The organism is Nocardia spumae, assembly GCF_020733635.1.
Classification (GTDB): domain Bacteria; phylum Actinomycetota; class Actinomycetes; order Mycobacteriales; family Mycobacteriaceae; genus Nocardia; species Nocardia spumae.
Genome location: NZ_JAJFZL010000001.1, coordinates 2,946,307 through 2,958,294 on the forward strand (window position 1 = coordinate 2,946,307; position 11,988 = coordinate 2,958,294).

The following is an 11,988-nucleotide window of genomic DNA, read 5'->3' on the forward strand; positions in this document are numbered from 1 at the left end:
TCTAGGCTCGGGGTGTGTCCGTCGCTCGCAGTGCACCGGAACCCGCGCCCCGGGAAGTCATCGCCCGGACGGTGCGCGAGCAGATTCTCACCGGTTCCCTCGCACCGGGGGATCGGCTGCGCGAGGCCGAACTGGCCCAGCGGTTCGGGGTTTCGCGGGTGCCGGTGCGAGAAGCCCTGTCGCAGTTGCAGAGCGAGGGTTTCGTCACGTTGGTGCGTTACCGCGGTGCGACGGTGTCGGCGGCCTCCGGGTCGGCCGCCCTCGAACTGATCCAGATCCGGCGCGGTCTCGAGGTGCTGGCCGCGCAGCTGGCCGCCGAGAATCGAGGCGGCGCCGTGGCCGACGAGCTGGCCCGGGTCGTCGAACTGGGCCGCACGGCGACCACGGTGCGTGCCCATCCCGACCTGCCGCCGCTCATTCTGCGCTTCCACACCCTGGTCGCCCGGGCCGCCGGTAACCACCAGCTGGAGTTGATGCTCGGGCAACTGCTGGATCGCGTCGCGTGGATCTTCGATCAGCATCTCGACGAGCGCACCGACGACTCCTGGAGTGACCACGCCGCGATCGCCCGCGCCATCCTGGGCGGATCGCCGGTGCAGGCGGGGTATCTGATGGGTGAGCACATCGCCAAGGACGAGGCGTTGCTGGCTCGGCTCGAGATCGGGTAGTCGCTACCGGGCGCGCCCTCCGCGCCAGTTCGTATACAAAAATCTGCCGCAGTCCGGGACTTAACGCGTAAGAAAACTGCTCGACCCCGCCGGGTAACAGGTTTTGTATACAAATTTGGGAGTTGGTCGCCGCTGTTCGGAGGTAGCTCCCATGTCTCTGCCCGCTCCGGCGCCCGGATCCGATCCGGGCCCGCCGCCGCAACGCCTGTCCGCTTGGCGCACAGTGGTATTCGGCACTCAACACGTGCTGGTGATGTACACCGGATGTGTCGCGGTCCCGCTGGTCTTCGGCGCCGCGGTCGGTCTGGACAAATCCACCATCGCGGTATTGGTGAACGCCGATCTGCTGGTCGCCGGTGTCATCACCATCGTGCAGGCGGCCGGTATCGGAAAAGTGCTGGGGGTGCGGCTGCCGGTGATCGCCGGCGCGTCCTTCACGGCGGTGAATCCGATGATCCTGATCGGCCAGCAGTACGGACTGTCCGCGGTCTACGGCGCCATGATCGCCGCCGGGGTGTTCGGTGTGCTGGTCGCGGTTCCGTTCGCGCGCCTGCTGCGCTACTTCCCGCCGATCGTGCGGGGCGCGGCGGTCACCATGATCGGGTTGTCGCTGATCGGCAACGCCGTCACGATGATCTTCGACGGTCATGCTCCCGACGGCACCCACCTGGCCCTCGCGGCGGGGGTCATCGTCGTCATCGTCGCCCTGATGCGTTACGGGCGAGGGATCTTCGCGCAGTCGGCGGTGCTGATCGCACTGGTGGCGGGGACCGTGGTGGCGGCGGCGTGCTCGCTGACCGACTTCACCGGGGTAGGCGCCGCGGGCTGGCTCGGGTTGCCCAATCCGTTCCGGTTCGGCGCTCCCGAATTCCCGATCGCGGGCATCGTGTCGATGTGCCTGGTGATGCTCGTCGTCTTCGCCGAATCCACCGCGTATCTGCTGTCGGTGTCGGAGTATTCGGCACAGCCGATGGAACACGGGCGGCTGGCACGCGGCCTGGCCGCCGACGGGGTGTCCGCGATCGTCGCCGGATTGCTGAACTCCTTCCCCGACACCGTCTTCGCGCAGAACGTCAGTCTCGTGCGGATCACCGGTGTGGTGAGCCGGGCGGCGGCCGTCGTGGCGGGCGCGATGCTGGTGGTGCTGGGACTGGTGCCGAAGATGGGCGAGGTGGTCGCGAGCCTGCCCGGCGTCGTCATCGGCGCGGTGAGCCTGGTCATGTTCGCGACCGTCGCCGGGGTCGGCATCGCCACGCTGGCGCGGGCCGATCTGGTTCGTGACGACAACCTGCTGATCGTCTCCCTCGCCGTGGGGGTCGGCATGATTCCCATCGTGGCGCCGCAGGTCTACGAGGGCCTGCCCGCCGCCGTGCGCATCGTGGCCGGGGGAGCGATCACCAGCACGGTGCTGGTGGCATTCGTGCTCAATCTGATCTTCCACCATCTCCGAGTCCCGCGACGGTCCCGCCCGACCGCCGCGGTCACCGACGTCCGACCCCAGGAGGTGCGGATATGACCGCGATAACCCTGTTCACCGTCCCCACCGCCGACCCCGGCGATCTCGCCCCACTGCGCCACCTCGCCGAAAGCGGTTGTGCCCCCGATGATGTCGTCGCGGTGATCGGCAAGACCGAGGGCAACGGCTGTGTCAACGACTTCAGCCGCGGCCTCGCGGCGGCGGTCTGGGAACCGCGGCTGCGCGACAGCGCGGTGACCGTCTTCTCCGGTGGCACCGAGGGAGTGCTCAGCCCGCACGTCAACCTGTTCGTTCGCGACGACCGCGACCACCCCGGATTCGACCGCGGCCTGGTCGCCGCCGCCGGACGCACCCGCATCCTGGGACCGGAGGAGATCGGCCGGGACGCACAGCTGGACGCGGTGGCCGAGACGGTCGGCAAACTCCGTGCCGAACTCGGCGTGGAACCCGGCGACGTCCATCTGGTGGTGGTGAAATGCCCGCTGCTGACCTCGGAGAAGATCGCCGCGATCCAGGCACGAGGCGAGGTGCCGGTCGCCACCGACACCTACGAATCCATGGGACGCTCCCGCGCGGCGAGTGCGCTGGGAATCGCCACCGCACTCGGTGAGTGCGACCGGTCCGCCGCGGTGCGGGCGCTGGCCGGCTCGGGTTCGGTGCATTCCGCGCGGGCGTCCGCCAGTGCCGGCGCCGAACTCGACGATTGCCACATTCTGATGGTCGCGGAGAGCGCATCGGTGTCGAATCCGTTGCGCGCCGTACACGGCGCGATGGGCGACGCGCTCGATCTGGCGTCGGTCACCGCGCTGCTGAATCGGATTCGCGAACGCGGAGGCGTCGTCCGCCAGATCTTCGCCAAGGCGGAGGCCGATCCGGCGGGCCGGATCCGCGGATTGCGCCACACCATGTCGACCGATTCCGATATCAACTCCACCCGGCACGCGCGCGCGGCGGTGGGCGGGTTGCTCTCGGCGCTCAAAGGAGATGGCGCGGTGTACGTCTCCGGCGGCGCCGAACATCAGGGGCCACCGGGTGGTGGCAGCATCACCGTCGTCTACGAACTGCCGACCCCGGAAAGGAGCCGGCGGCCATGACCGTCACCGTCACCACCACTGAGATCAGCCGGAGCGCAGACGAATTCGAGACCACGGCGGTGCCGCCGCAACACCGCCGGAGCCTGGCCTCGGTCGCCGCGGTATGGGCCGGATTCCCGATGGTGCTCACCTGCGCCGTCTTCGGTGGCCTGATCGTGTACTCGCTCGGATTCGTTCGCGGGCTGGCCGCCATCGGGGTCGGCAACCTGTGCCTGATGGTGTACGTCGGCTCGCTGAGCGCACTGGCCGGACGGACCGGTGAGAACTTCGCGCAGACCGCCGCGCGGACCTTCGGACGTCGCGCCGCGGCGATTCCGGCGGCGTTCCTGGCCAGTATCGTCATCGGCTGGTTCGCATTCCAGACCGGTATGGCCGGGGCGATCCTGCACGATCGGCTGGGCTGGCACGAACAGCTGACCACCCTGGTCGCGGGGCTGATATTCGTCGGGCTGACGCTGCTCGGCATCCGGGCGCTGGCCGTGATCGGGATGATCGCCGCGCCACTGTATGTCGCGCTCGGGACGGTGGCGATCTGTCTCGCGGCCCGGCACGGTCCGGTCGCACCGCTGTCCTACCCCGGTGGCGCCGGTTCGGCGGCACTGAGTTTCGGCGCCGCGGTCACACTGGTCATCGCCTCGTTCATCGATTCGGGCACCATGACCGCCGACTTCACCCGCTGGTCGCGCACCGGCCGCCACGGCGCGCTGGCCGCGTTCGCGGCGTTCCCCGTGGGCAATTCGATCGCCCTGCTGATCGGCGGGCTGGTGGTGGCCTGCGGCGGTGCGAGGGATCCCGGGACCGACGGTGGCAACTTCCTGGGGCTGCTGATCGATCGAGGCGGAGTGCTGGTTCCGCTGGCGGTGGTGTTCGTCTTCGTCAATCTCGGGTCGGTCTGCGCGCACTGCCTGTACAACGGCGCGGTCGGCTGGAGCCAGCTGACCGCGGGCCGCATGCGCGCGTTCACTCTGGGACTGGGTGCGATCGGCATCGTGGCGGCGGTCGCGGGGATCTGGACCTACTTCGAACAGTGGCTGAATCTGCTGGGGGTGATCGTCCCGCCGATCGGCGCGGTGATCATCGTCGATCAGCTGATCCTGGGCCGAATCCGGCGGCGCGACAGCGAGATCGGCGCCGCCGCGCGCCGCCCGCCCTTCATCGGGTGGGGCGCAGGCGCCGGTGCCGCACTGCTGACCCACTACACCGCGCCCTGGCTGTCCGACGCTGTCGTCGGGTTCGCCGTGGCGGCCCTGGTGTGCGCACTGACCCATGTCCTGACCGAACGATTCGCTGCCGAGGAGACCGCATGACCTTCCCGTCGCTTCCCGCCACCCCGTACACCTGGCCCTACGACGGCGCCATCGATCCGGCGCATACCGCCCTGCTGCTCATCGACTGGCAGACCGACTTCTGCGGGCCGGGCGGCTACGTCGACCGGATGGGATACGACCTCGCCCTCACCCGTGCCGGGCTCGAACCGACGACACGCGTGCTCGCGGCCGCCCGGAAGGCGGGGATGACGGTCGTGCACACGCGCGAGGGACACCGCCGGGATCTGAGCGATCTGCCCGCGAACAAGCGCTGGCGTTCGGCGCGGATGGGCGCCGAGATCGGATCCGAAGGCCCGTGCGGGCGCATCCTCGTACGCGGCGAACCGGGCTGGGAGATCGTGCCGGAAGTCGCTCCCGCGCCGGGCGAGCCGGTCGTGGACAAACCGGGTAAGGGCGCCTTCTACGCCACCGACCTGGATCTGCTGTTGCGCACCGCGGGAATCACCCATCTGATCCTCACCGGCATCACCACCGACGTCTGCGTGCACACCACCATGCGCGAGGCCAACGACCGCGGCTACGAATGCCTGCTGCTGTCCGACTGCACCGGCGCCACCGACCCGAGCCATCACGAGGCCGCACTGGGCATGGTCACCATGCAGGGCGGCATTTTCGGCGCGGTGGCCTCCTCCGCCGATCTGCTCGCCGCCCTCGGCGCGATCCCGGCGGGCGCATGCGGGTAGTCCTGATCCACGGCGCCGCCACCGAATCCACGGTGTGGGGGGACACCGTCGGCGAGTTGCCCGCGCACTGGGACACGATCTGTCCTCAGCGCCCGCAGTCCGGCGACCTCGAGACCGAGGTCGCCGCACTCGCCACGGTGTGCGAGGATGCCTACGTCGTAGGGGTCGGTGGCGGCGCCACTCTCGGCCTCGAACTCGCCGCGCGCGGCATCCCCGTCCGCGGGGCGCTGCTACACGAACCGGCGGCGGGTTCCTTGGCGCCGGGACTGCTGGCCCCGGTGGCGGCCGCACTGCGCGAGGGCGGCGTGGAGCGCTTCGGCCGGACGCTCTACGGGCCTCGGTGGACACCGGAGCGCACTCACGCCACGCCGGCCACGGTCGGCGCGGAACTGGCGATGTTCCTGGGATTCGAACCCCGCCCGCTCGGTGCCGCGGCCACCCGGATCACTCTCACCGTGGGCGCGCAATCGCCTCCGGCACGCCATCTTTCGGTCGATCGCCTGGCGGCGTTCCTCGGCACCGCCGTCCGGGCGATCCCCGGATCCGGCCACGCCGTCCACCTCGAACGGCCCGCCGCCTTGGCCGCTCTCGTCGCCGAGCTGGCCGAGCCGGGGTAGCCCGAGAGCGCCGACCGAACCCTTCCGCGACGATACGGAGGCGGCGCTGCCGGCCGGTCGCCGCCGCGGAGGCCGGCATCGTGTCACCGATCGGTACCCACGCTGTCTCGGCTGATCCGGCCGGACCTCCGGTGACGGGGTCCGGCCGGCGCGGCACCGGCCGGACCTCCGGAGCCGATCAGCTCGCGGCCGGTGCCGCCGGCGCGCCGTGTGCGCGCTCGGCCTGCAACTGGTTGAACTTCTGGGTGCCCGCCGCGATTCCGACCGGAATGGCGACCGCCACCCCGCCGACGCTGGCACCGAGTCCACCGACCGCGACCACGCCGACCAGGCAGGACGCGACCATGGCCGGAACGGTCAGTGTTCCGGCGGTCGCGACCGAGACGAGGGTGCCGCCGGTGGCCACACCCAGCGGGCAACCCAGCAGCGCGCCGACGACCGAGCCCGCCATGCTGCCCACGGCCAAAGCGAGACCCATGTGCGGGGCGGCCGCGGCCACCGCCTGATTGAGATCCGCCATGGTGTCACCGCCGCCGGGCCGCTGTGGCGCCGCCGAATCCACCTGTTCGGCAACGGATTCGGGCGACCGATCCGGGCTCGCGGTGGTGGCGGGAGCGGGGACCTCGATCGGAGTACCGAGCAGTGTGTGGCCTCCCGAATCCCGGATGTCGAACTGGCCCGGACGGATCGCCACCGCGCCGATCGGCGTCTGCAGTGCGGCGGCGCCGGTCGTGGTGTCGTCCTGGTACCGGATACCCGGCGCCAGTTCGGTGGCCGACCACTCCGAGTGCGGTGCGGCGGGTGCGGGGGCCGTGTCGTCGGCCTGTGCCGCTCCGGCCGCCGCGACGAGCGCGGTGGCGACGAGCGTGGAAACCGCGGCGCTGCGTGTCGTGTTCTTCATATCTGTCACTCCAAGGAATCTGTGCGCGGTCAGTGCGCTGCGGTGTCGGCCGGAAGTTGCTGTGCGATCAGCCCTTTGGAGTGCAACGACTGGTACTGCTCACCCACCTCGTTCGCCAGGCTCGGTCCGCCGCTGACGATGCCTCCGGCCATGCCGCCGAGGAATCCGAGCGTGCCGGCGCCCAGGACGCAGCCGCCGACGATGCCGATGGGGGTCAACACCGGCACCGGAATGGTCAGGGTGCCGCCGGTCACCGCCCCGACCGGGCAACCCACCACGATGCCGGCCGCGGTGCCCACCACCTGTCCCACCGCGGAGCCGTCCGCCCAGGCCCCGGCGATGGAGTCGAAGGCGTTCAGATACTCGGCGCCCGGGTCGGTGGGTGCGGTGTCCGACGGCTGCGCCGGGGCGGCCGGTTCGGTCTCCGCCGCCACCGATCGGTCCGGTAGGCCCGCCACCGCGGCGGCGGGCTGCCCAGTATCGGCGAATGCCGGCTGCGCCCCGAGTGCGGTGGCGGAGGCGGCGAGGACGGCCAGTGTGGCCGCCCGGGTGAAGTAACGCATGCGTCTTCTTTCTCGATGCCTGATTCACGCTCGTGCTCTCGATTCGCGAATCGAGGATTCTCACGAGCCGTCCGTAGGTTAGTCAGCCGGGTGCGGGGCTCTCACGAACGGGCCGAGCAGTGCCCGCACCGGACGGTCGGGGCCCGGGTGCCCCGGCCCGTCGATACCGAATCACACTCGCGCCGCTGAACGTTGCGTGAACAGCTCGCCGGGAAGTGGGTCCGGCCGCGTCGAGCTCATCACACTGAGTGCGTGAGTTCGGAACTGGTCGTCCTTGTGATCGTGATCGTCACGGCATTGGCGTTCGACTTCACCAACGGCTTCCACGACACGGCCAATGCCATGGCCACCTCGATCGCGACCGGGGCGCTGAGTCCCCGCGTGGCGGTCGCGATGTCGGCGGTGCTGAATCTGGTGGGCGCGTTCTTGTCGGTCGAGGTTGCCAAAACGGTGTCGGGGGGTCTGCTGCGGATCAACGACGTCCATCACATGGCCTTGCTGCACATCGTGTTCGCCGGCCTGGCCGGCGGCATTCTGTGGAATCTGTTCACCTGGCTGTTCGGCATCCCGTCTAGTTCCTCGCATGCGCTGTTCGGCGGACTGATCGGCGCCGCGGTGGCCGCACTCGGCACCGGCGGGGTGATCTGGACCGGTAACGAGAAGACCGGACTGATCAGCAAGATCATCGTGCCGGCGGTCCTGGCGCCGTTCGTGGCCGCGCTCGTCGCCGCCCTGGGCACCTACGCCGTCTACCGGCTGACGCGCCGCAGCGATGCCACCAAAGTCTCCCGCGGATTCCGCTGGGGCCAGATCGGTTCGGCCGCACTGGTGTCGCTCGCGCACGGCACCAACGACGCGCAGAAGACCATGGGCGTGATCTTCATGGCGCTGGTCGCGCACGGCACCTTCAGCGCGAGCGACGACATTCCGCTGTGGGTCAAACTGTGCTGTGCCGTGGCGATCGCGGCGGGAACCTATCTGGGCGGCTGGCGCATCATCCGCACTCTCGGCAAGGGGCTGGTGGAGATCGATTCGCCGCAGGGCTTCGCGGCCGAATCCTCCTCGGCCGTCATCATTCTCACCTCCGCGCAATTCGGGCTCCCGCTGTCGACCACGCAAACCGCCACCGGCTCCATTCTCGGTACCGGGCTGGGTAAACCGGGTGGTGAGGTGCGCTGGGGTGTGCTCGGACGCATGTCCGTGGCGTGGTTGTTCACGCTGCCGCTGGCCGGTCTGGTGGGTGCGCTGTGCTGGTGGATCGCCGATCTGATCGGTGGCCTCGGCGGTGTGCTCGCCGACGTCGCCGTGCTGATCGCGCTGTCGGGCTACATGTACCTACGGTCGCGGCGCAACCCGGTGGATACGACCAATGTCAACGACGACTGGGACGGCGGGCCCGCCCCACCGTCCCAGCGCCCGGCTCCGGCCGTCGTCGCGTCGGTCTGAGGAGGGCCAGGTGCACACGTTCACCGCCATCGCCAAGTCCTTGGCCGAGGTCACGCTCATCGCGGTCGTTCTCGGCGCGGGGCTGCCGCTGATCTTCGCGGCCGGAATACGATGGTGGTCGGCCGAACCCGCGGCCGCCGACGGCGCCGTCGCGCAACGCCGCGTTTCGGCCGTGCGGGTGGCCGCGTACCTGTGCTTCGCGCTCGTCGCGGTCGCGGTGATCCTCGGAATCGTCTACATCGCCAAGGATTTCATCAGTCACACCTTCGATATCCAGTTGTTCGGCGCCAAACCAGCGAAGAAGTGAAGCCATGTCATCGCGAAGAAGTGAAGCCGCGCCACCGCGAAGCGCCGACGCCGTCTCGTCGAATATGTCCGTCGTCGAATCGGTGGTGCACTGGCTGCGTGCCGGATACCCGCAGGGCGTCCCGCGTGCGGACTACGTGGCACTGTTCGCGGTCCTGCATCGCAAACTCACCGAACACGAGGTCGACCGGATCGTCGATCACCTGGTGGAGGGCAGCGCCGACGGCACGGTCTCGCGTCCGGAGATCGAGGCCGCGATCGCGGCGCTCGCCCTGGAGAAGCCCGGTGCCGACGACGTGAACAGGGTCGCGGCCCGCCTGGTCGCGGGCGGGTGGCCATTGGCCGACCCGGCGGACGCGTAGGAGATGGCGCTGTCCGGGCTGTTGGCCAAGATCGTCGAATGGCTGCGCACCGGCTACCCGCAGGGAGTGCCGGATACCGACTACATTCCGCTGCTGGCGTTGCTGTCACAGCGGTTGTCGCATGCGGAGATCCAGCAGGTGGCCGACGAACTGCGGCTCGACGGCGCCCTGCCGGTCGACAAGGTCGACGCGGGTGTCGTCATCACCAAACTCACCGACGAGATGCCCCGGGAAGCGGATCTGGCTCGGGTGCGCGACCATCTGATCGCGGGTGGCTGTCCGGTCGACGAGCAGTGGCTGGACTAGAACACCGCACTCAGGCCGAGCGCGAGGCAACCGATCAGCGGCGGCACCAGCTGGATCGCGGCCGCCCGGGCCTTATCGGGCGAGGAGGTCAGCAGCACCACGCCGGCCAGCACCATCGAACCCGCACCGGCGGCGATCAATGCCACCCCGACCGCGCGGTCACCGGCTGCCACGAACCCGATGCCCACCGCCGCGACGATGGCCAGGAACAGGTTGTAGAACCCCTGATTGAACGCCAGTTCCCGCGTCGCCTCGGCCTGTTCCACACCCAGACCGAAGGTGGCCCGGGTGCGCGGACTCGTCCACGTCAGCGATTCCATCACCCAGATGTAGACGTGGATCAGCGCGGCGATGCCCACGAAGACCAATGCGAAAACCGTCACGGGGATCCCTTTCGGCCGGGTGAGGGCCACCGTACCCGGCGTGACGGCCCGAATCGGCGCGACAGTCCGGCGACGGCAGCGTGAACGACCTCACCGCGTTCATCGCGGAGGCGGCGGATCCGTCAGCAGCGCCAGCAGGTTGTGGACCAGCGGCCGGTCGTCGTCGTGGCGGTGGGCGAGGTGGATGGTGGTATCGGCGTCGGAGTCGGCGAGGGCCAGGATGCGGACCGATCCGGGAGCGGTGAAGGTCGCGCTGCGGGGAGCGACGGTGACGCCGAGACCGGCGGCGACCAGATACAGGATGATCGTCCAGGTGGTGCCCTCCTGGACGATGTGCGGGCGGCGGCCGGAGCGCAGCAGCGGCGCGAGGTTCTTGTCGTGTGCGAGGGCGCCCGCGGCGCGCGGGAAGAACACCATCGGATGGTCGACGAGGTCGGCTCCGGTGACGCTGTCACGATCCGCGAGCGGATGGTCGCCGGGAACCACGGCCACGAAAGGCTCGGTGATCATCGGTGTGGTGGCGGTGGCGGCGCCCGGGTCGGGGTCGCGCACGATGGCGAGATCCAGCGCGCCGTTGGCGAGCCGCTCCATGAGATGGCTGGTGAAGCCCTCCACCAGGTCGATATCGACGAGGGGGAACCGCTCGCGAAATACGCGCACCCCGCGCAGCGGCTCGAGCGGCAGGACCGAGGGCACGAATCCCAGGTGCAGGGTCCCCTGACTGCCCCGGCCGATACGGGAGATCTCGGCGAGGTCGCGTTCGGCATGTCCGAGCAGGGCGCCGGCGCGCTCGCGCAGTACGGCACCGGCGGAGGTGAGGGCGACACTGCGGGAGGTCCGGTCGAACAGCCGTGCGCCCAGCAGTGTCTCCAGGCGGCGGATCTGCTGGGTCAGCGCGGGCTGGGCGATCCGCAGCTGGGCCGCCGCCCGGCCGAAATGCAGTTCCTCCGCGACCGCGAGGAAATACCGCAGGTGGCGCAGCTCCACACCATTGACCATAAGTTCAAGATATCAATCCGATCTATCAAGTATTGGACCTTATAGTTGCAGGTGGGTGATCCTGGACGGGTGATTGTCATCGAACCGATGTCCTCGCCGGAGGATGCCCGTGCCTTCAAGGAACTCAACCTGGAGTGGATCACCGCGCTGTTCGGCGTCGAACCCGCCGACCTGCATACGCTCGACAACCCGCGGCGGATCGTCGACGACGGCGGACAGGTCCTCATCGCGCGCGAGGGTGACGACCGGGTCGGCTGCGTCGCCCTGGTGGCCGAGGAACCCGGGGTGTTCGAGATCTCGAAAATGGCTGTGACGCCGCGTATTCGGGGCCGCGGCGTCGGCCGCTCCCTGCTGGACGCGGCGATCGATCGGGCCGCGGCGCTGGGCGCCACCTCGTTGTTCCTGGCGAGTAACGCCAGGCTGGCCCCGGCCGTCCACCTGTACGAGGCGGTGGGCTTCGTTCACGTGCAGCCCGAGCAGCTGCGTCCGATCCCCTACGACCGCGCCGATGTGTTCATGAAATTCGATCTGGGACAGAAGGTGTCGCCGGTGTGAGGATCGCACCGCACCGCCGCCCCCGGCACAGCCGGACGACATCTCCGGCGGGGTTACCGGTTGTTCGGGAATCAGCCGAACAGCAGCGCGCTGCCGGTGGGTGACCTACGCGCTGGATCGTCACTTCGCCTCTCGTCCAGCTTGACCGTCTCGTCGACTGTGCTCCCACCTCGTTGGAGCACAAGGCGTGCCATGCCTCCAGGGCGAGCTGGGTGCTATCGACAACATTCGGCAGGCTCATCCTGGAGATTTGGGTTGGTCGGCTTTCGGGTGGTGTCCTCGTCCCTGCTGGCAGGATGA

15 protein-coding genes are annotated in these 11,988 nt (G+C 69.4%); 11 read left to right on the forward strand and 4 right to left on the reverse strand.

Annotated features, from left to right (window positions below; genetic code table 11):
• Window positions 1–14 precede the first annotated feature (14 nt).
• From LKD76_RS13065 to LKD76_RS13090, 6 genes are all read left to right on the forward strand, one after another.
• Window positions 15–668 (forward strand): GntR family transcriptional regulator, encoded by a 654-nt coding sequence (locus LKD76_RS13065; protein WP_227981462.1) that lies wholly within the window; start codon window positions 15–17, stop codon window positions 666–668.
• Between the two features lie 151 nt (window positions 669–819).
• On the forward strand, window positions 820–2,184 hold the full coding sequence (locus LKD76_RS13070) for a uracil-xanthine permease family protein (protein WP_227981463.1): 1,365 nt from the start codon (window positions 820–822) through the stop codon (window positions 2,182–2,184).
• A complete protein-coding gene (atzD, locus tag LKD76_RS13075) occupies window positions 2,181–3,239 on the forward strand; it encodes a cyanuric acid amidohydrolase (protein WP_227981464.1) in 1,059 nt (352 codons plus the stop codon). Before LKD76_RS13070 ends, atzD begins: the two co-directional genes overlap by 4 nt.
• A complete protein-coding gene (locus LKD76_RS13080) occupies window positions 3,236–4,546 on the forward strand; it encodes a cytosine permease (RefSeq protein WP_227981466.1) in 1,311 nt (436 codons plus the stop codon). Before atzD ends, LKD76_RS13080 begins: the two co-directional genes overlap by 4 nt.
• The gene (gene biuH, locus LKD76_RS13085; RefSeq protein WP_227981472.1) at window positions 4,543–5,250 is read left to right on the forward strand and encodes a biuret amidohydrolase; all 708 of its coding nucleotides are present in this window, start codon (window positions 4,543–4,545) and stop codon (window positions 5,248–5,250) included. Before LKD76_RS13080 ends, biuH begins: the two co-directional genes overlap by 4 nt.
• The gene (locus LKD76_RS13090) at window positions 5,241–5,867 is read left to right on the forward strand and encodes an alpha/beta fold hydrolase (RefSeq protein ID WP_227981474.1); all 627 of its coding nucleotides are present in this window, start codon (window positions 5,241–5,243) and stop codon (window positions 5,865–5,867) included. The genes biuH and LKD76_RS13090 overlap by 10 nt, the downstream gene beginning before the upstream one ends.
• Before the next feature lie 178 nt (window positions 5,868–6,045).
• Here LKD76_RS13090 and LKD76_RS13095 read toward each other — a convergent pair whose 3' ends face one another.
• Both LKD76_RS13095 and LKD76_RS13100 read right to left on the reverse strand, forming a co-directional pair.
• The gene (locus tag LKD76_RS13095; RefSeq protein ID WP_227981476.1) at window positions 6,046–6,768 is read right to left on the reverse strand and encodes a hypothetical protein; all 723 of its coding nucleotides are present in this window, start codon (window positions 6,766–6,768) and stop codon (window positions 6,046–6,048) included.
• Between the two features lie 29 nt (window positions 6,769–6,797).
• Entirely contained in the window at window positions 6,798–7,331 is a 534-nt protein-coding gene (locus LKD76_RS13100) for a hypothetical protein (RefSeq protein WP_227981478.1), read from the reverse strand.
• A 252-nt stretch (window positions 7,332–7,583) separates the two neighbouring features.
• Here LKD76_RS13100 and LKD76_RS13105 point away from each other — a divergent pair, with 252 nt between their 5' ends.
• The 4 genes from LKD76_RS13105 to LKD76_RS13120 all read left to right on the forward strand — a co-directional run bounded on the left by LKD76_RS13105 (window position 7,584) and on the right by LKD76_RS13120 (window position 9,751).
• On the forward strand, window positions 7,584–8,777 hold the full coding sequence (locus LKD76_RS13105; RefSeq protein WP_227981480.1) for an inorganic phosphate transporter: 1,194 nt from the start codon (window positions 7,584–7,586) through the stop codon (window positions 8,775–8,777).
• Between the two features lie 10 nt (window positions 8,778–8,787).
• Window positions 8,788–9,084, forward strand: a complete 297-nt coding sequence (locus LKD76_RS13110; RefSeq protein ID WP_227981482.1) for a hypothetical protein — start codon at window positions 8,788–8,790, stop codon at window positions 9,082–9,084.
• 64 nt (window positions 9,085–9,148) lie between these two features.
• Window positions 9,149–9,445 carry a DUF3349 domain-containing protein gene (locus tag LKD76_RS13115; protein WP_227981487.1) on the forward strand — a complete coding sequence of 99 codons (297 nt, stop codon included), beginning with the start codon at window positions 9,149–9,151 and terminating at the stop codon, window positions 9,443–9,445.
• Between the two features lie 3 nt (window positions 9,446–9,448).
• Window positions 9,449–9,751, forward strand: a complete 303-nt coding sequence (locus LKD76_RS13120) for a DUF3349 domain-containing protein (protein WP_227981488.1) — start codon at window positions 9,449–9,451, stop codon at window positions 9,749–9,751.
• Here LKD76_RS13120 and LKD76_RS13125 read toward each other — a convergent pair.
• Window positions 9,748–10,134 (reverse strand): DUF1304 domain-containing protein, encoded by a 387-nt coding sequence (locus tag LKD76_RS13125; RefSeq protein WP_227981491.1) that lies wholly within the window; start codon window positions 10,132–10,134, stop codon window positions 9,748–9,750. The genes LKD76_RS13120 and LKD76_RS13125 overlap by 4 nt on opposite strands.
• 99 nt (window positions 10,135–10,233) lie before the next feature.
• Complete coding sequence (locus LKD76_RS13130; RefSeq protein ID WP_227981493.1) at window positions 10,234–11,133, reverse strand: LysR family transcriptional regulator; 900 nt, start codon at window positions 11,131–11,133, stop codon at window positions 10,234–10,236.
• Between the two features lie 69 nt (window positions 11,134–11,202).
• Here LKD76_RS13130 and LKD76_RS13135 point away from each other — a divergent pair, with 69 nt between their 5' ends.
• Entirely contained in the window at window positions 11,203–11,688 is a 486-nt protein-coding gene (locus tag LKD76_RS13135; protein WP_227981495.1) for a GNAT family N-acetyltransferase, read from the forward strand.
• The last annotated feature ends 300 nt before the right edge of the window (window positions 11,689–11,988 follow it).

Bases quoted from the DNA above. Each gene is read 5' to 3' on its own strand.
- LKD76_RS13070 (WP_227981463.1), top strand. From the start codon at position 820: ATGTCTCTGCCCGCTCCGGCGCCCGGATCCGATCCGGGCCCGCCGCCG.
- atzD (WP_227981464.1), top strand. From the start codon at position 2,181: ATGACCGCGATAACCCTGTTCACCGTCCCCACCGCCGACCCCGGCGAT.
- LKD76_RS13080 (WP_227981466.1), top strand. From the start codon at position 3,236: ATGACCGTCACCGTCACCACCACTGAGATCAGCCGGAGCGCAGACGAA.
- biuH (WP_227981472.1), top strand. From the start codon at position 4,543: ATGACCTTCCCGTCGCTTCCCGCCACCCCGTACACCTGGCCCTACGAC.
- LKD76_RS13090 (WP_227981474.1), top strand. From the start codon at position 5,241: ATGCGGGTAGTCCTGATCCACGGCGCCGCCACCGAATCCACGGTGTGG.
- LKD76_RS13095 (WP_227981476.1), bottom strand. From the start codon at position 6,768: ATGAAGAACACGACACGCAGCGCCGCGGTTTCCACGCTCGTCGCCACC.
- LKD76_RS13100 (WP_227981478.1), bottom strand. From the start codon at position 7,331: ATGCGTTACTTCACCCGGGCGGCCACACTGGCCGTCCTCGCCGCCTCC.
- LKD76_RS13115 (WP_227981487.1), top strand. From the start codon at position 9,149: ATGTCCGTCGTCGAATCGGTGGTGCACTGGCTGCGTGCCGGATACCCG.
- LKD76_RS13120 (WP_227981488.1), top strand. From the start codon at position 9,449: ATGGCGCTGTCCGGGCTGTTGGCCAAGATCGTCGAATGGCTGCGCACC.
- LKD76_RS13130 (WP_227981493.1), bottom strand. From the start codon at position 11,133: ATGGTCAATGGTGTGGAGCTGCGCCACCTGCGGTATTTCCTCGCGGTC.